Raw genomic sequence first — 16,506 nt, forward strand, 5'->3', positions numbered from 1 at the left:
CCTCGTGGCGGCGGTCAGTACGACGAGCCGGACGCGCCCAGCGAACCCGTCGGGTGCCAGACCGTCTTCGTCTCCAGGAAGGCCGTCAGGCGCTCGATGCCCGGAGTCTCGAAGTAATCCACAGCCTGTGGACGCAGTACGCGCTTCAGATTGTCGGCGGCCGCGATCTCCAGCTCCTTCGCCAGGTCCTCGTCGGCGCCCGCGAGGTCGATCGCGTTGACGTCCTGGTGGGCGGCGAGCGGCGTCGCGATCTCCGCCGTACGGCCGGAGAGGATGTTGACGACCCCGCCGGGCAGATCGGAGGTGGCCAGTACCTCGCCGAGCGAGAGCGCCGGAAGCGGGGACTTCTCGCTCGCGATGACGACGGCCGTGTTGCCGGTGGCGATCACCGGGGCGATCACCGAGATCAGGCCCAGGAAGGACGACTCCTGCGGCGCGAGGACCGTGACCACACCGGTCGGTTCGGGGGAGGAGAGGTTGAAGAACGGGCCCGCGACGGGGTTCCCGCCGCCGACCACCTGGGCGATCTTGTCGGTCCAGCCCGCGTACCAGACCCAGCGGTCGATCGCGGCGTCGACGACCGCCGCCGCCTTCGACTTCGACAGGCCCTCCGCGTCGGCCACTTCGCGCACGAACTGGTCGCGCCGGCCCTCCAGCATCTCGGCGATGCGGTAGAGGATCTGGCCGCGGTTGTAGGCCGTCGCGCCCGACCAGCCGCCGAACGCCTTGCGCGCGGCGACCACGGCGTCACGGGCGTCCTTGCGGGAGGACTGCGGGGCGTTCGCCAGCCAGTTGCCCTTGGAGTCCGTCACCTCGTACACCCGGCCGCTCTCGGAACGCGGGAACTTCCCGCCGACGTACAGCTTGTAGGTCTTGAAGACCGACAGCCGCTGCTCGGTCTTCTCGGTCTTCTCAGACATCGAGGTACGCCTCCAGGCCGTGGCGGCCGCCCTCGCGGCCGAAGCCCGACTCCTTGTAGCCGCCGAACGGCGAGGTCGGGTCGAACTTGTTGAACGTGTTGGACCAGACGACACCCGCGCGCAGCTTGTTCGCGACGGCGAGGATCCTGGAGCCCTTCTCCGTCCAGATACCGGCGGACAGGCCGTACTGGGTGTTGTTCGCCTTGGCGACGGCCTCGTCCGGGGTGCGGAAGGTGAGGACCGAGAGCACCGGGCCGAAGATCTCGTCGCGGGCGATGGTGTGTGCCTGGGTGACGTTGGTGAAGAGCGTCGGGGCGAACCAGTAGCCGGAGGAGGGGAGTTCGCAGGCCGGGGACCAGCGCTCGGCGCCCTCCGCCTCGCCCTGATCGGCGAGTGCGGTGATCCGGGCCAGCTGCTCGGCGGAGTTGATCGCGCCGATGTCGGTGTTCTTGTCGAGCGGGTCGCCGAGGCGGAGCGTCGACAGCCGGCGCTTGAGGGACTCCAGCAGCTCGTCCTGGATCGACTCCTGGACCAGCAGGCGGGAGCCCGCGCAGCAGACCTGGCCCTGGTTGAAGAAGATGCCGGTGACGATGCCCTCGACGGCCTGGTCGATCGGAGCGTCGTCGAAGACGATGTTGGCGCCCTTGCCGCCCAGCTCCAGGGTGAGCTTCTTGCGGGTGCCCGCGACCGTGCGCGCGATCTCCTTGCCGACAGCCGTGGAGCCGGTGAAGGCGACCTTGTTCACGTCCGGGTGGGCGACGAGCGCGGCGCCCGCGTCGCCGTAGCCCGGAAGGATGTTGACGACACCCTTGGGCAGGCCCGCCTGGCGGCAGATGTCCGCGAAGAACAGCGCGGACAGGGGGGTGGTCTCGGCGGGCTTCAGGACGACCGTGTTGCCGGTCGCGAGCGCCGGGGCGATCTTCCACGCCAGCATCAGCAGCGGGAAGTTCCAGGGGATGACCTGGCCCGCGACGCCCAGCGGCCGCGGGTCGCGGCCGAAGCCGGCGTGGTCCAGCTTGTCGGCCCAGCCCGCGTAGTAGAAGAAGTGCGCGGCGACCAGGGGGAGGTCCGCGTCGCGCGTCTCCTTGATCGGCTTGCCGTTGTCCAGCGTCTCCAGGACGGCCAGCTCGCGGCTGCGCTCCTGGATGATGCGGGCGATGCGGAACAGGTACTTGGCGCGCTCGGAGCCGGGCAGCGCCGACCACTTCTCGAAGGCCTTGCGGGCGGCCTTGACCGCGCGGTCGACATCGGCCTCTCCCGCCTGGGCGACCTCGGAGAGGACCTCCTCGGTGGACGGGCTGATGGTCTTGAAGACCTTGCCGTCGGCCGCCTCGGTGAACTCACCGTCGATGAACAGGCCGTAGGAGGGCGCGATGTCGACGACCGAGCGGGACTCGGGCGCCGGCGCGTACTCGAATGCGGATGACACGTTTTCCATGAGGGTCTCAGTCCACCGTCACGTAGTCGGGGCCGGAGTAGCGGCCGGTGGCCAGCTTCTGACGCTGCATCAGCAGGTCGTTCAGGAGCGAGGAGGCGCCGAAGCGGAACCAGTGGTTGTCCAGCCAGTCCGCGCCGGCCGTCTCGTTGACGAGGACCAGGAACTTGATCGCGTCCTTGGTGGTGCGGATGCCGCCGGCGGGCTTCACGCCGACCTGGACGCCGGTCTGGGCGCGGAAGTCGCGGACGGCCTCCAGCATGAGGAGGGTGTTGGCCGGGGTCGCGTTGACGGCGACCTTGCCGGTCGAGGTCTTGATGAAGTCCGCGCCCGCCAGCATGCCGAGCCAGCTGGCCCGCCGGATGTTGTCGTACGTGGACAGCTCGCCCGTCTCGAAGATGACCTTCAGCCGGGCGTTCGTCCCGCAGGCCTCCTTCACGGCGACGATCTCGTCGTACACCTTCAGATACCTGCCCACGAGGAACGCCCCGCGGTCGATGACCATGTCGATCTCGTCGGCGCCCGCGGCCACGGCCTCACGCACGTCGGCCAGCTTCACATCGAGCGCGGCACGGCCCGCCGGGAAGGCGGTGGCGACGGACGCGACCTTCACACCGGAGCCCGCGACGGCCTCCTTGGCGACGGCCGCCATGTCGGGGTAGACGCAGACGGCGGCGGTCGTGGGGGTCGTCCGGTCCGTGGGGTCGGGGTGGACCGCCTTGGCGCCGAGCGCCCGGACCTTGCCCGGGGTGTCCGCGCCTTCCAGCGTCGTCAGGTCGACCATCGAGATGGCGAGGTCGATGGCGTACGCCTTCGCGGTGGTCTTGATGGAACGGGTGCCGAGCGAGGCGGCGCGCGCCTCCAGGCCGACCGCGTCGACGCCGGGCAGCCCGTGGAGGAAGCGGCGCAGCGTGCTGTCGGACGCGGTGACGCCTGAGAGCGGGTGTGCTGGGGCATGGGTGGGCATGGTCACCAGAGGAGCATATCTACGCGCGTAGCGGCTGTACACCCCCCGGAGCTCCTCCGCTGCCCGGCGGCACCACGTACGAGCTTCCTCACGACCGTCGGGCACAATCGGGGCCATGACGACCCCTGATCGCCGGCCGCCCGCGCCGGACCCCTCGGCGCCCGAGTCCCGGGACCGGGTCTACCGGTCACCCGCCGGTCTCGCGGCGGGCGTGCTGCTGCTCGCCATCATTCTCTGGCTCGGCATCGACGCGCTGATCCGGGGTCACGGCCACACCCCCTGGCTGGCGCTGGCCGGGATGCTCCTGATGATCCCGCTGGTCATCGCCTTCACCCTGCGCCCGGCCGTCTACGCGAACGACGAGCGGCTGCGTATCCGCAACCCGTTCAGGGTCGTGGTGCTCCCCTGGGGCGCAGTCGCCTCGCTCCGGTCCGGCTACTCCAACGAGGTCGTCGCCACGTCCGGGACCAAGTACCAGTTGTGGGCGGTCCCGGTGTCCCTGCGGGCGCGCAAGAAGGCGTCCCGCCAGCAGAGCCGGGCCGCCGCGCAGGCCGCGCGCCCGGGCGGCCGGGGCCGTCCGGGCCCCTTCTCGCCGGGCTCCCTGTCGCCGGAGTCCCTGTCACCGGTGGTCCCGAGCGAGCCCGCGCGCGCTCAGATGGACAAGATCATGGACGATCTGCGCGAGCTGGCCGGGACCCACGAGCACTCCGAGCCCGCCCAGGGTGAGCCGGCCGTCCGCTGGGCGTACGAGGTGCTCGCCCCGGCGGCGGCCGGTGCGGTGCTGCTGGCGATCCTCCTGGCGACGGGTTGATCCCACGGGTGCGGTGCTGCCGGGGATGCTGCCGGCGACGGGCTGCTCCCGCGGGTGCGGTGCTGCCGACGGTCCTGCCGGCGACCGGCTGATCCCGCCGGCGGCGCCGCGCGGCTGGGCCGTCGGCCCTGTCCGGGGCCGGGCGGCGGTTCAGATCCCCGCAGCCGCCGCAAGATCCCGCTTGACGGCGCCCAGCAGTTCCGCGGCCCTGGCCCGCGCGGCGCCGAGCTCCTCCCGGGAGCCGACCGGCACGACGACCTCCAGGTAGCACTTGAGCTTGGGCTCGGTGCCGCTCGGCCGGACGATGACCCGCGCACCGTCGAGGACGTACCGCAGCCCGTCGGTCGGCGGGAGCGACGGCGTGCCCCGCGTCAGGTCCTCGGCCTTCGTCACCGCCAGCCCGCCGAGCCGTACCGGCGGCTGCTCGCGCAGGCGCCGCATGGCGTTCGCGATGACCGACAGATCCTCGACGCGCACCGAGAGCTGGTCCGTGGCGTGCAGCCCGTGCTCGACGGCGATGTCATCGAGCAGGTCGAGGAGGGTGCGGCCCTCGGCCTTGAGTCCCGAGGCCAGCTCGGTGATCAGGAGCGCGGCCGTGATGCCGTCCTTGTCGCGGACACCGTCGGGGTCGACGCAGTAGCCGAGCGCCTCCTCGTAGCCGTAGCGCAGGCCGTCCACACGGGCGATCCACTTGAAACCCGTGAGGGTCTCCTCGTAGGGCAGCCCCGCCTTCCCGGCGATACGGCCGAGGAGGGAGGAGGAGACGATCGACTCGGCGAAGGTGCCGGTGACCCCGCGGCGGACCAGGTGCGTGGCGAGCAGGGCGCCCACCTCGTCGCCGCGCAGCATGCGCCAGTCGGCGCCGTCCTTGACGGCGACGGCGCAGCGGTCGGCGTCCGGGTCGTTGGCGATCACGAGGTCGGGGTCCGTCTCGCGGGCCCGCGCGAAGGCGAGGTCCATGGCGCCGGGCTCTTCCGGATTGGGGAAGGCGACGGTCGGGAAGTCCGGGTCGGGGTCGGCCTGCTCGGCGACCAGCACCGGGGCGGGGAATCCGGCCCGGTCGAACGCGGCGAGGAGGACGTCCTTGCCGACGCCGTGCATCGCCGTGTAGACCGTGCGGGCGGTGCGCGGGGAACCGGGGGAGAGGACGGCGTCCGTACGGGCCAGATAGGCGTCGAGGACGCTGTCGTCCAGCACCTCCCAGCCGGAGTCCGGGCGGGGCACCGCGGTGAGGGTGGTGACCGCGTCGATCTCGGCCGCGATCTCGGCGTCGGCCGGGGGCACGATCTGGGAGCCGTCGCCGAGGTAGACCTTGTAGCCGTTGTCGCGGGGCGGGTTGTGGCTGGCGGTGACCTCCACGCCGGCGACCGCGCCGAGATGCCGGATGGCGAAGGCGAGCACGGGAGTGGGCAGGGGGCGGGGGAGGACGGCGGCGCGCAGGCCCGCGCCCGTCATCACGGCCGCGGTGTCCCGGGCGAAGTCGGCGGACTTGTGGCGGGCGTCGTAGCCGATGACCACGAGGCCGTCGCCCTGGCCCTTGGCCTTGAGGTACGCGGCGAGACCGGCGGCGGCGCGGATGACCACCGAGCGGTTCATGCGCAGGGGGCCGGCGCCCAGTTCGCCGCGGAGGCCGGCGGTGCCGAACTGGAGGGTGCCGCCGAAGCGTGCGGCGAGCTCGGCGTGGTCCCCGGCGTCGATGAGCTTGGCGAGTTCCTCACGGGTCTCCGCGTCGGGGTCCTCGGCCAGCCACGCCTGGGCCCGTGCGATGAGTTCGTCGTGCACGTCGGGTCAACCTCTCGTTGTGTGTGTGCGGGGGGCATGGGTGGCATCGCCCGCGACGGACGGCGGGAAACGCCGGAGGGCCGGTGCGCCACCGGCCCGGTGAGGACGGGTGCCCCCGCCCGGTTGCGCGCCGCCGGTGGGCGCGGCCGGGCGGGGGCGGTGTGCCGCATCGTCCTTCCGCCCGGGCCCGGCCGGCGGGCCCCGGACGGCCCCGGGGGTCGGTGGTGGTGCCTTACAGGCGGTGCAGCACCTGGGCGAGCAGGGCTCCCATGCGCGTGGCGCTGTCGCGGCCCGCCTGGAGGACCTCCTCGTGGTTCAGCGGCTCGCCCGTCATACCGGCGGCCAGGTTCGTGACCAGGGAGATGCCGAGGACCTCGGCCCCCGCCTCGCGTGCGGCGATCGCCTCGAGGACGGTGGACATGCCCACGAGGTCCGCGCCGATGACGCGGGCCATGCGGATCTCCGCCGGGGTCTCGTAGTGCGGGCCGGTGAACTGGGCGTAGACGCCCTCTTCGAGGGAGGGGTCGATCTCCTTGCACAGGGTGCGCAGGCGGTGCGAGTACAGGTCCGTCAGGTCCACGAAGTTGGCGCCGACGATCGGGGAGGTCGCCGTCAGGTTGATGTGGTCGCTGATCAGGACCGGCTGGCCGGGGCGCATGGTCTCGCGCAGGCCGCCGCAGCCGTTGGTGAGGACCACGGTCTTGGCGCCGGCGGCGACGGCGGTGCGCACACCGTGGGCGACGGCGGCCACGCCGCGGCCCTCGTAGTAGTGCGTGCGGCCCAGGAAGACCAGGGCGCGCTTGTCACCGAGCCGGTACGAGCGGATCTTGCCGCCGTGGCCCTCGACGGCCGGAGGCGGGAAGCCGGGCAGCTCGGTGACGGGGAACTCGGCCTCGGCCTCGCCGAGGGCGTCGACGGCCGGCGCCCAGCCGGAGCCCATCACGAGGGCGACGTCGTGGGTCTCGGCACCCGTCAGCTCGCGCAGGCGCGCGGCGGCGGTGTCGGCGGCGGCGTAGGGGTCGCCCTGGATGTCGTCCGGAAGAAGAGATGCGTTCACGCGCAAGAGGGTAGCCGGTCTCGGCCTACGCGCGTAGATGACAGAGGTCACGGGATTGCGATCGTTGTCTTGTCGTTTCCCACGACGAAGGTGAAGAGCGGGGGTCAGGGGCCCGCGGACCGGGGCAGGGGGCGGCGGCGGGGGCGGTCAGTCCTCGTCCGCGATGACGACGTCCTTGTCGTTGAAGACCACGACGATGAAGACCAGCAGGCGGCCCAGGCTGATCGTGTACTCCACCAGGATGTTCCGGGTGAGCCGGACCGTGCGGTCGTCGCCCGTGGAGCTTATGGCGCGGGACGCCGGGAGGAAGGGGTCGCGCGCCAGTACGGCGATGCCCTTGTCGAACGCGGCCCGCTGCCGGTCGTCGAGCCGGTCGCGGGCCGCGGCGGCCTGCTCGGTGTAGAAGACCTGGTAGGTGCGCGTGCCGCCGGTCATGGCGCTCTCCCGTTCATGCGTCCGCCGGCCACGAGTGTAGGGACCGGCCCGTTCAGCAGGGCCGCTTGCGCAGCTCCATCACGTAATCGTGTGGCGCCCCGGCCGACTCCGCCGCGTCCGCGACCTCGCCCAGGTAGCGGGCCGAGGGAAGGCCGCCCTCGTAGCCGTTCAGGACGTAGGCCCAGGCCGTCTCCTCGCCCTCCAGGGTGTGCACGCGGACCCGTAGGCGGCGGTATATGTCGAGGCCCACGCCCTCCCAGCGGTCCAGGGACTCCTCGTCCATGGGCGCGATGTCGTACAGCGCGACGAAGACCTGTGACATCGGGTCCTCGACGATCGTCGCGAGGGCGCCCTCCCAGCCCATGTGCTCGCCCCCGAAGGTGAGCCGCCAGCCGTTGAGCCAGCCGGTGGCGCGCATCGGCGAGTGGGGTGCGCGGCGGGTCATCAGCCGCGCGTCGAGGTTGCCGGCGTACGCGGCGTAGAGCGACATGGGGATGAGGGTACGACAGCGTCCCGGCGGCCTCTTCTGTAACAGAAGTACCAGCGGCCGCCCCCGGAGGAGACGCACCCCGAACGTGCGGGACAATGGGGTACGTGACTCGGATCGTGATCATCGGTGGCGGACCCGGCGGATACGAAGCGGCGCTGGTGGGCGCGCAGCTCGGCGCGGAGGTGACCGTCGTCGACTGCGACGGTCTGGGCGGGGCGTCGGTGCTCACCGACTGCGTGCCGTCCAAGACCCTCATCGCGACGGCCGAGGTGATGACCACCTTCGACTCGTCGTACGAGGAGCTGGGCATCATCGTCTCGGACGACACCCCTCCCCTGGAGCAGGCCGCCCGGGTCGTCGGCGTCGATCTGGGGAAGGTCAACCGACGGGTCAAGCGCCTCGCGCTCGCCCAGTCCCACGACATCACCGCCTCCGTCACCCGCGCCGGCGCCCGGGTCATGCGCGGCCGCGGCCGGCTGGAGGGCATGCAGGCCCTGGACGGGTCCCGCAAAGTCGTCGTGCGGGCCGCGGACGGCAGCGAGGAGACCCTCACCGCCGACGCCGTGCTCATCGCCACCGGCGGTCACCCGCGCGAGCTGCCCGACGCCCAGCCGGACGGGGAGCGCATCCTCAACTGGACCCAGGTCTACGACCTCGACGAGCTCCCCGAGGAGCTCATCGTCGTCGGTTCCGGTGTCACCGGTGCCGAGTTCGCCGGCGCCTACCAGGCCCTCGGCTCCAAGGTCACCCTCGTCTCGTCGCGCGACCGCGTGCTGCCCGGCGAGGACCCCGACGCCGCCGCCGTCCTGGAGGACGTCTTCCGGCGCCGGGGCATGAACGTCATGGCCCGCTCCCGCGCGCAGTCCGCCAAGCGGGTCGGCGACCGGGTCGAGGTCACCCTCGCCGACGGGCGCGTGATCACCGGCTCGCACTGCCTCATGGCGGTCGGCGCGATACCCAACACCAGCGGGATGGGCCTGGAGGAGGCCGGGGTCAAGCTCCGGGAGTCCGGGCACATATGGACCGACAAGGTCTCCCGTACGACGGCTCCGGGCGTGTACGCGGCCGGTGATGTGACCGGCGTCTTCGCGCTCGCGTCGGTCGCCGCCATGCAGGGGCGCATCGCCATGTACCACTTCCTCGGCGACGCGGTGACCCCGCTCAACCTGAAGACGGTCTCCTCGAACGTCTTCACCGACCCCGAGATCGCCACCGTCGGCTACACGCAGGCCGATGTGGACGCGGGCAGGATCGACGCACGGGTGGTCAAGCTGCCGCTGCTGCGCAACCCGCGCGCCAAGATGCAGGGCATCCGGGACGGTTTCGTCAAGATCTTCTGCCGGCCCGGCACCGGGATCGTCGTCGGCGGTGTGATCGTCGCACCGCGCGCGTCCGAACTGATCCATCCCATCTCGGTCGCGGTCGACAACAATCTGACGGTCGAACAGATCGCGAACGCCTTCACCGTGTACCCGTCCCTGTCGGGGTCGATAGCCGAGGTGGCACGCCAGTTGCACACCCGCAAGGCGGGCGTCGAGGTCTGACGGTTCCCTCACGGGCAACCGCAGGTCACGGGCTCCGGCTCACGGGGAGTCCTCGACGATACGCGGGGCATGGCGCCGGGAGTGGGGATGTATACCACTTTCCGCCCTGCGGTGCGAACAACTTCTGTTATTCGGCGCAAACTGCTGAAAGCAGACGGTCGTTGGGGTTACTGTCAGTTTCGTGTTCGCTGCAGAACGTCGCCAATTGATCCTCGAAATGGTGCGAGCGAACGGTGCCGTGTCGCTCCGTGAGCTCGCCCGCGTCGTCCAGACCTCCGAAGTGACCGTACGGCGGGACGTGCGCGCGCTGGAGGCAGAAGGACTCCTCGACCGCCGGCACGGCGGTGCGGTACTGCCGGGCGGGTTCACGCGGGAGTCCGGCTTTCCGCAGAAGTCCCATCTCGCGACCGCCGAGAAGACCGCCATCGCCGACCTCGCCGCAGGCCTCGTGGAGGAGGGCGAGGCCATCGTGGTGGGGGCGGGGACCACCACGCAGGAGCTGGCGCGCCGGCTCGCGCGGGTGCCCGGGCTGACCGTCGTCACCAACTCCCTGCTGGTGGCCCAGGCGCTGGCCCATGCCAATCGCGTGGAGGTCGTGATGACCGGCGGCACCCTGCGCGGTTCCAACTACGCCCTCGTCGGCAGCGGTGCCGAGCAGTCGCTCCAGGGCCTGAGGGTCTCCAAGGCCTTTCTGTCCGGGAGCGGGCTCACCGCCGAGCGCGGGCTGTCCACGTCCAACATGCTGTCGGCGTCCGTCGACCGTGCGCTGGTGCAGGCGGCCGCGGAGGTCGTCGTCCTCGCCGACCACACCAAGCTCGGCACGGACACGATGTTCCAGACCGTGCCGACGGATCTGATCACCCGGCTGGTGACGGACGAGCCGCCCCCGCACGACGACCGCGCGGCCACCGAGTTGCAGGCCCTGGCCGATCAGGGTGTGCAGATCGCGGTCGCCGGGGCGGCGGGGGGTGGCACCTCGGGGGGCGACACGGCCCCGGCGGGCCGCCAGCCGCGCCGTGACGTGGCCCTTCCCGGGCCCCGCCGCAGCCAGGTAGCCGGGGGCGGCCCGCAGTTGCGCAGCGCGACGGTCCTCGGGGAGCCCCCGACGGGGGAACGCGCCCGAGTCGCCGACCTGCGCCGCCGCTAGGCCCTTTCGTTCGGACCGGGTCCCGACGGCGTGCATCCGGGTCCCGTGGCAAGGGCTCCCCGGGCCGGCCGCACCACGAGACCGCGGCGGATGGCCGCTGTGCGGCGTGTGTCGCCTCCCGGCCCGGAGCCGGGTGGCGCCGCCGTCGACGAGCAGCTCCGCGCCGGAGGTGAAGGAATTCTGGTCGCCGGCCGGATGGAGAGCGGTGGCCGCGACCTCGCCGGTACGGCCGACGCGGCCGAGCGGGTCGGCGCGGCAGGCTGGTCGCGCTGCGGGGAACGCGGCCCGCAGGCGGGGGCCGACCACGGCGGGGCCGGAGAACGGGGCGCCCGGCGGGCCGTGGTGCGGTCCGCCGGGCGCTTGCCGGTGTCTGCGGGTGCTCAGTCCTTGATCTCGCAGATCAGGGCGCCGGAGGTGACGGACGCGCCGACCTCGGCGTTGAGGCCCTTGATGGTGCCCGCCCGGTGGGCGTTCAGCGGCTGCTCCATCTTCATCGCCTCGAGTACGACCACCAGGTCGCCCTCCTTGACCTCCTGGCCCTCCTCGACGGCGACCTTGACGATCGTGCCCTGCATCGGGGAGGCGAGGGCGTCACCGGAGGCCACCGGGCCGGACTTCTTGGCCGCGCGACGCTTGGGCTTGGCGCCGGCCGCCAGGCCCGTGCGGGCCAGGGACATGCCGAGCGACGAGGGCAGCGACACCTCCAGGCGCTTGCCGCCCACCTCGACCACGACCGTCTCGCGGCCCGGCTCCTCCTCGGTGTCCGCCTCGGCGACCGCCGTGAAGGGCTTGATCTCGTTGACGAACCCGGTCTCGATCCACCGGGTGTGCACCGTGAACGGCTCGTCGGAGCCGGTCAGTTCGGGCGCGAACGCCGGGTCCTTCACCACCGCGCGGTGGAACGGGATCGCCGTGGCCATGCCCTCGACCTGGAACTCCTCCAGCGCGCGGGAGGCACGCTCCAGGGCCTCCTTGCGGGTGCGGCCCGTGACGATCAGCTTGGCCAGCAGCGAGTCCCACGCCGGGCCGATGACGCTGCCGGACTCCACGCCCGCGTCCAGGCGGACGCCGGGGCCCGACGGCGGGGCGAACAGGGTCACCGTGCCGGGGGCGGGCAGGAAGTTGCGGCCCGGGTCCTCGCCGTTGATGCGGAACTCGAAGGAGTGGCCGCGCAGTTCGGGGTCGCCGTAGCCCAGTTCCTCGCCGTCGGCGATGCGGAACATCTCGCGGACCAGGTCGATGCCGGCGACCTCCTCGGTGACCGGGTGCTCGACCTGAAGGCGGGTGTTGACCTCCAGGAAGGAGATCGTGCCGTCGTTGCCGACGAGGAACTCGACGGTGCCCGCGCCGACGTAGCCGGCCTCCTTGAGGATGGCCTTGGAGGCCCGGTACAGCTCGTCGAGCTGCTCCTGGCTCAGGAAGGGGGCCGGGGCCTCCTCGACGAGCTTCTGGTGGCGGCGCTGGAGCGAGCAGTCACGGGTGGAGACGACCACCACGTTGCCGTGGCTGTCCGCCAGGCACTGGGTCTCCACGTGGCGGGGCCGGTCGAGGTAGCGCTCGACGAAGCACTCGCCGCGGCCGAAGGCGGCCACGGCCTCGCGGACCGCGGACTCGTACAGCTCGGGGACCTCTTCGAGGGTGCGGGCGACCTTCAGACCGCGCCCGCCACCGCCGAAGGCGGCCTTGATGGCGATGGGCAGGCCGTGCTCCTCGGCGAACGCGACGACCTCGTCGGCGCCGGACACCGGGTCGGACGTGCCGGCGACCAGCGGGGCGCCGGCGCGCTGGGCGATGTGCCGGGCCGCGACCTTGTCACCGAGATCCCGGATGGCCTGCGGCGGCGGGCCGATCCAGATCAGCCCGGCGTCCAGGACGGCCTGGGCGAAGTGGGCGTTCTCGGAGAGGAAGCCGTAACCGGGATGGACGGCGTCCGCGCCGGAGTCCTTCGCGGCCTGGAGGACCTTCTCGATGTCCAGGTAGCTGGTGGCGGGGGTGTCGCCGCCCAGGGCGAATGCCTCGTCCGCCGCGCGGACGTGCAGGGCGTCCCGATCCGGGTCGGCGTACACGGCCACGCTCGCGATCCCGGCGTCACGGCAGGCCCGGGCGACACGGACAGCGATTTCGCCACGGTTGGCGATCAACACCTTGCGCACGATGGCTCCCTCTCCTTGAAACAAGCCGAGTTTAGGGACTGCCGACACGACGTTTCGACCCGTCCCCAGTGGTGAGCTTGCCCACACGGAGCGTGAAACCAGGCTCACTCAACCTGCGAAATCCCTTGTCGCACCGCCGTACAGGGGAATCCACCGGAAAACCCTAGCCCCCCGGTGTGGTCAAGGTCTCTATGAAGTAGTCCTGCCGCCGGTCGTGTTTCTTTGTGGAGTCCCTACTAATGGCCCAACGAAACTTTGCCCCCGCCGGACCTCTTGTCCCGAGGTTTACCCGTTAGTAGCGTTCGCGATGTCTCGAAGGTACTCGGAGTAACACGCAGCGCGCTCGAAGGTGGGTGGAGCCGGTGGTCCGCAGACCGGTGGCATGGATCGTGGCGGTGGTCCTCTTCGTGGAGGCGTTCGGCATCGGGCTGCTGAACTGGTTCCTCGGCGTGGTCGTGGACCGGCAGAACATGTCGCTGGCGGGGCTCGACCCGGATGCGATGTCCACGTCGTCGAAGGCGGGCGGTGTCGTCTTCGGGCTGTACTTCGCGCTGTGCGCTCTCGCCGCCCTGCTGGTGGCGGTGCGCGGCCGCACCCCGTCCGGGTTCTGGCGCATCCTGCTGATCAGCGCCGCCGTGGTGCACGCGGTGCTCGGCGCCTTCACGGTGGGTCTGGTCGGCTGGGGGGCGTTCGCGTTCCTGATGGTCGTCTTCGGGCTGATACTGCTCACCCTCATGACGTACGACGGCCCCGGCACGGCATACGACCGCCAGGGACAGGCCGGCCCTCGGCCCGGGGAGGGCGGTCCCGGGGACACCGGGAGCGCTCCGGAGGAGCCGGTGGGGCAGGGCGGACCGGGGCAGGAGGGCGGCGGCCCCGCGCCCGTCACTCCCTGAGGCCCGCCGGCCGTCCCGTCCCCGGGCCGCGCGGCGGGCGGTCGCTCACTGCTCCCGCGGCGCCCACAACTCGGTGATCCCGACGCCCAGTTCCGCCAGCAGCCGGCGGACCAGGGGCAGCGAGATGCCGATGACATTGCCGTGGTCGCCGTCGATGCCGTCGATGAAGGGCGCCGAGCGTCCGTCCAGGGTGAAGGCCCCCGCCACATAGAGGGGTTCACCGGAGGCCACGTACGCGGCGATCTCCTCGTCCGTGGGCTCGCCGAAGCGGACCACGGTGGACGCGGTGGCGGACGCGTACCGGCCGCTGATCGTGTCGTAGACGCAGTGGCCGGTCTGGAGGGTGCCCGCCCGGCCGCGCATCGACTTCCAGCGGGCCGTCGCCTCCTCGGCGTCCGCCGGCTTGCCGAGGGCCTCGCCGTCCAGGTCGAGCACCGAGTCGCAGCCGATCACCAGCGCGCCCTTCACCTCGGGCTTCGCCGCGACGACGGATGCCTTGGCCTCGGCCAGGGCGAGTGCGAGTTCCGCGGGGGTGGGGGCGGTGACGGCGTCCTCGTCGACCCCGCTGACGATGACCTCGGGGTCGAGCCCGGCCTGCCGGAGCAGTCCGAGGCGGGCGGGGGACTGGGATGCGAGCACCAGACGGCGGCGGGACTGATCGGTCATGCGCTCAGCGTATCGGCGCACCTCACCCGATGCCGATGATGATCATCGCCAGCAGGCTGGCCAGCGCCATCAGGACCCCGAGCCGCCGCAACATGTCCTGCGTGTCGCGCAGTTCCTTCGGCGGCTCGTTCTCGGGGTCGGACCACAGCATGCCTTCGATCGTGGGTCCGGGATGCGTCCGGGCGCCTGAGTACGCGTACTCAACTTCGGTCGGCGAAGCACCCGGCCGGGCGGCGAGCCGCCCGGCCGGCAGGTGCGCCTAGCCCGGCCAGTACGTGCGGCTCCACGCCGTCGGCCCCGGCTGGGGCACCGGATGGGCGGCGATGCGGGCCGGGTCGGCCCAGGAGTCCCTGTGCCGCGCCACGCCGGGCGGTATGGAGGCCGCCGCCGCGGCGCGGGCTCGGACCACCGCCAGTGCGGCGGCCAGCTCCTCCGGGGTCGGCTTGCCCCGTACGACCTTGATCGTCATGTCCGCTCCCAAGGGTCCCGGGGTTTACAGGGGGATGTTGCCGTGCTTCTTCGGGGGCAGTGATTCCCGCTTGGTGCGCAGCTGACGCAGCGCGCGCACGACATGGCGACGGGTGTCGGACGGCCTGATCACCGCGTCGATGTAGCCGCGCTCGGCCGCGACGTAGGGGTTGAGGAGGGCGTCCTCGTACTCCTGGATCAGCCGGGCGCGGGTCGCCTCCGGGTCGTCGGCCTCGGTGATGGTGCGGCGGTGCAGGATGTTGACCGCGCCCTGCGCGCCCATCACCGCGATCTGCGCGGTCGGCCAGGCCAGGTTCACGTCCGCGCCCAGGTGCTTGGAGCCCATGACGTCGTACGCGCCGCCGAACGCCTTGCGGGTGATCACCGTGATCAGCGGGACGGTGGCCTCGGCGTAGGCGAAGATCAGCTTGGCGCCGCGGCGGATGATGCCGGTGTGCTCCTGGTCGACGCCGGGCAGGAACCCGGGCACGTCGACGAAGGTGATCACGGGCACGTTGAAGGCGTCGCACGTGCGCACGAAGCGGGCCGCCTTCTCGCTCGCGTCGATGTCGAGGCAGCCGGCGAACTGCATCGGCTGGTTGGCCACGATGCCCACCGGGTGGCCCTCGACCCGTCCGAAGCCGGTGACGATGTTCGGCGCGAACAGCGACTGTGTCTCCAGGAACTCGCCGTCGTCCAGGATGTGCTCGATCACCGTGTGCATGTCGTACGGCTGGTTGGCGCTGTCCGGCACGACCACGTCCAGCTCGCGGTCCTCGTCGGTGACCGTGAGGTCGGCCTCCTCCGGGAAGGCCGGGGGCTCGGACAGGTTGTTGGACGGCAGGTACGACAGCAGCTGCTTGACGTACTCGATCGCGTCCTTCTCGTCGCCGGCCATGTGGTGCGCCACGCCGGAGGCGGTGTTGTGGGTGCGGGCGCCGCCCAGCTCCTCGAACCCGACGTCCTCGCCGGTCACCGTCTTGATGACATCCGGGCCGGTGATGAACATGTGCGAGGTCTGGTCGACCATCACCGTGAAGTCGGTGATCGCGGGGGAGTAGACCGCGCCGCCCGCACAGGGGCCGACGACGAGGCTGATCTGCGGGATCACCCCGGAGGCGTGGGTGTTGCGGCGGAAGATCTCGCCGTACGCGCCCAGGGACGCGACGCCCTCCTGGATGCGGGCGCCGCCGGAGTCGTTGATCCCGATGACCGGGCAGCCGGTCTTCAGGGCGAAGTCCATGACCTTGACGATCTTCTGACCGTAGACCTCGCCCAGGGCCCCGCCGAAGACCGTGAAGTCCTGGGAGAACACGGCGACGGGCCGGCCGTCCACGGTGCCGTAGCCGGTCACGACGCCATCCCCGTACGGGCGGTTCTTCTCCAGCCCGAAGTTGGTCGAGCGGTGCCGGGCGAACTCGTCCAGCTCGATGAACGAGTCCTCGTCCAGCAGCAGCCCGATCCGCTCACGGGCCGTCAGCTTGCCCTTGGCGTGCTGTTTCTCGACGGCGCGCTCCGAGCCGGCGTGCGTCGCCTCCTGGACCCGGCGCTGGAGATCCGCCAGCTTGCCCGCGGTGGTGTGAATGTCGATCTCTTCCGGCTCGGACATCGGGATGCGGCTCCCTGCCTGCTCAGTGGGGACATGAGGGTGAGGTGCTACGAGGCTGCTCAGAAGTACGAACGGTTACTCATCCGTAGCGTAGTGGGGTGCCTACCGATCGGCAGTGCGGCGTTT

16 protein-coding genes are annotated in these 16,506 nt (G+C 71.5%); 4 read left to right on the plus strand and 12 right to left on the minus strand.

The features are described 5' to 3' along the window. Positions 1-14: 14 nt before the first annotated feature. Genes ACIP94_RS08135 through deoC form a run of 3 tightly spaced genes read right to left on the minus strand, consistent with a single transcriptional unit; the run spans position 15 to position 3,322 of the window. Positions 15-920, minus strand: a complete 906-nt coding sequence (locus ACIP94_RS08135; RefSeq protein ID WP_402421194.1) for an aldehyde dehydrogenase family protein — start codon at positions 918-920, stop codon at positions 15-17. Beyond that, the gene (locus ACIP94_RS08140; RefSeq protein WP_402421197.1) at positions 913-2,349 is read right to left on the minus strand and encodes an aldehyde dehydrogenase family protein; all 1,437 of its coding nucleotides are present in this window, start codon (positions 2,347-2,349) and stop codon (positions 913-915) included. Before ACIP94_RS08140 ends, ACIP94_RS08135 begins: the two co-directional genes overlap by 8 nt. A 16-nt stretch (positions 2,350-2,365) precedes the next feature. Then, positions 2,366-3,322, minus strand: coding sequence for a deoxyribose-phosphate aldolase (deoC, locus tag ACIP94_RS08145; protein WP_402421741.1), 957 nt, complete (start codon positions 3,320-3,322; stop codon positions 2,366-2,368). Between the two features lie 115 nt (positions 3,323-3,437). Here deoC and ACIP94_RS08150 point away from each other — a divergent pair, with 115 nt between their 5' ends. Then, a complete protein-coding gene (locus ACIP94_RS08150) occupies positions 3,438-4,133 on the plus strand; it encodes a PH domain-containing protein (protein WP_402421200.1) in 696 nt (231 codons plus the stop codon). 150 nt (positions 4,134-4,283) lie between these two features. Here the strand turns inward: ACIP94_RS08150 and ACIP94_RS08155 are convergent, their stop codons facing one another. The 4 genes from ACIP94_RS08155 to ACIP94_RS08170 all read right to left on the minus strand — a co-directional run bounded on the left by ACIP94_RS08155 (position 4,284) and on the right by ACIP94_RS08170 (position 7,897). Beyond that, positions 4,284-5,915, minus strand: a complete 1,632-nt coding sequence (locus ACIP94_RS08155) for a phospho-sugar mutase (RefSeq protein ID WP_402421203.1) — start codon at positions 5,913-5,915, stop codon at positions 4,284-4,286. A gap of 232 nt (positions 5,916-6,147) precedes the next feature. Further along, a complete protein-coding gene (locus ACIP94_RS08160; protein ID WP_402421205.1) occupies positions 6,148-6,972 on the minus strand; it encodes a purine-nucleoside phosphorylase in 825 nt (274 codons plus the stop codon). Positions 6,973-7,119: 147 nt separating this feature from the next. Further along, positions 7,120-7,407, minus strand: a complete 288-nt coding sequence (locus tag ACIP94_RS08165) for a hypothetical protein (RefSeq protein WP_402421208.1) — start codon at positions 7,405-7,407, stop codon at positions 7,120-7,122. Between the two features lie 52 nt (positions 7,408-7,459). Then, the gene (locus ACIP94_RS08170) at positions 7,460-7,897 is read right to left on the minus strand and encodes a gamma-glutamylcyclotransferase (RefSeq protein WP_402421211.1); all 438 of its coding nucleotides are present in this window, start codon (positions 7,895-7,897) and stop codon (positions 7,460-7,462) included. A 95-nt stretch (positions 7,898-7,992) separates the two neighbouring features. Here ACIP94_RS08170 and ACIP94_RS08175 point away from each other — a divergent pair, with 95 nt between their 5' ends. Together ACIP94_RS08175 and ACIP94_RS08180 are read left to right on the plus strand one after the other, a co-directional pair. Then, positions 7,993-9,441 carry an NAD(P)H-quinone dehydrogenase gene (locus tag ACIP94_RS08175; RefSeq protein ID WP_402421214.1) on the plus strand — a complete coding sequence of 483 codons (1,449 nt, stop codon included), beginning with the start codon at positions 7,993-7,995 and terminating at the stop codon, positions 9,439-9,441. A 181-nt stretch (positions 9,442-9,622) separates the two neighbouring features. Then, positions 9,623-10,588: a DeoR/GlpR family DNA-binding transcription regulator gene (locus ACIP94_RS08180; RefSeq protein ID WP_402421217.1), complete on the plus strand. Its 966-nt coding sequence runs from the start codon at positions 9,623-9,625 to the stop codon at positions 10,586-10,588. A 380-nt stretch (positions 10,589-10,968) separates the two neighbouring features. Here ACIP94_RS08180 and ACIP94_RS08185 read toward each other — a convergent pair whose 3' ends face one another. Continuing rightward, positions 10,969-12,741, minus strand: a complete 1,773-nt coding sequence (locus tag ACIP94_RS08185; protein WP_402421220.1) for an acetyl/propionyl/methylcrotonyl-CoA carboxylase subunit alpha — start codon at positions 12,739-12,741, stop codon at positions 10,969-10,971. A gap of 362 nt (positions 12,742-13,103) precedes the next feature. Between ACIP94_RS08185 and ACIP94_RS08190 the strand changes: the two genes are divergently transcribed. Then, positions 13,104-13,637, plus strand: coding sequence for a hypothetical protein (locus ACIP94_RS08190; RefSeq protein ID WP_402421223.1), 534 nt, complete (start codon positions 13,104-13,106; stop codon positions 13,635-13,637). 45 nt (positions 13,638-13,682) lie between these two features. On the opposite strand, the gene ACIP94_RS08195 is transcribed toward ACIP94_RS08190, so the two are convergent. From ACIP94_RS08195 to ACIP94_RS08210, 4 genes are all read right to left on the minus strand, one after another. Further along, positions 13,683-14,303, minus strand: a complete 621-nt coding sequence (locus ACIP94_RS08195) for a Maf family protein (RefSeq protein ID WP_402421225.1) — start codon at positions 14,301-14,303, stop codon at positions 13,683-13,685. 22 nt (positions 14,304-14,325) lie between these two features. Further along, positions 14,326-14,454, minus strand: coding sequence for a morphogenic membrane protein MmpB (gene mmpB, locus ACIP94_RS08200; protein WP_402421228.1), 129 nt, complete (start codon positions 14,452-14,454; stop codon positions 14,326-14,328). 108 nt (positions 14,455-14,562) lie between these two features. Then, complete coding sequence (locus ACIP94_RS08205; RefSeq protein ID WP_402421229.1) at positions 14,563-14,772, minus strand: acyl-CoA carboxylase epsilon subunit; 210 nt, start codon at positions 14,770-14,772, stop codon at positions 14,563-14,565. Positions 14,773-14,796: 24 nt separating this feature from the next. Beyond that, a complete protein-coding gene (locus ACIP94_RS08210) occupies positions 14,797-16,380 on the minus strand; it encodes an acyl-CoA carboxylase subunit beta (RefSeq protein ID WP_402421232.1) in 1,584 nt (527 codons plus the stop codon). Positions 16,381-16,506: the final 126 nt, after the last annotated feature.

This window comes from Streptomyces sp. NPDC093261, assembly GCF_044753645.1.
In the GTDB taxonomy this organism is placed as follows: Bacteria; Actinomycetota; Actinomycetes; order Streptomycetales; family Streptomycetaceae; genus Streptomyces.

Bases quoted from the DNA above. Each gene is read 5' to 3' on its own strand.
- ACIP94_RS08175 (WP_402421214.1), top strand. From the start codon at position 7,993: ATGGGGTACGTGACTCGGATCGTGATCATCGGTGGCGGACCCGGCGGA.
- ACIP94_RS08205 (WP_402421229.1), bottom strand. From the start codon at position 14,772: ATGACGATCAAGGTCGTACGGGGCAAGCCGACCCCGGAGGAGCTGGCC.
- ACIP94_RS08210 (WP_402421232.1), bottom strand. From the start codon at position 16,380: ATGTCCGAGCCGGAAGAGATCGACATTCACACCACCGCGGGCAAGCTG.
- ACIP94_RS08165 (WP_402421208.1), bottom strand. From the start codon at position 7,407: ATGACCGGCGGCACGCGCACCTACCAGGTCTTCTACACCGAGCAGGCC.
- deoC (WP_402421741.1), bottom strand. From the start codon at position 3,322: ATGCCCACCCATGCCCCAGCACACCCGCTCTCAGGCGTCACCGCGTCC.
- ACIP94_RS08195 (WP_402421225.1), bottom strand. From the start codon at position 14,303: ATGACCGATCAGTCCCGCCGCCGTCTGGTGCTCGCATCCCAGTCCCCC.
- ACIP94_RS08135 (WP_402421194.1), bottom strand. From the start codon at position 920: ATGTCTGAGAAGACCGAGAAGACCGAGCAGCGGCTGTCGGTCTTCAAG.
- ACIP94_RS08150 (WP_402421200.1), top strand. From the start codon at position 3,438: ATGACGACCCCTGATCGCCGGCCGCCCGCGCCGGACCCCTCGGCGCCC.
- mmpB (WP_402421228.1), bottom strand. From the start codon at position 14,454: ATGCTGTGGTCCGACCCCGAGAACGAGCCGCCGAAGGAACTGCGCGAC.
- ACIP94_RS08170 (WP_402421211.1), bottom strand. From the start codon at position 7,897: ATGTCGCTCTACGCCGCGTACGCCGGCAACCTCGACGCGCGGCTGATG.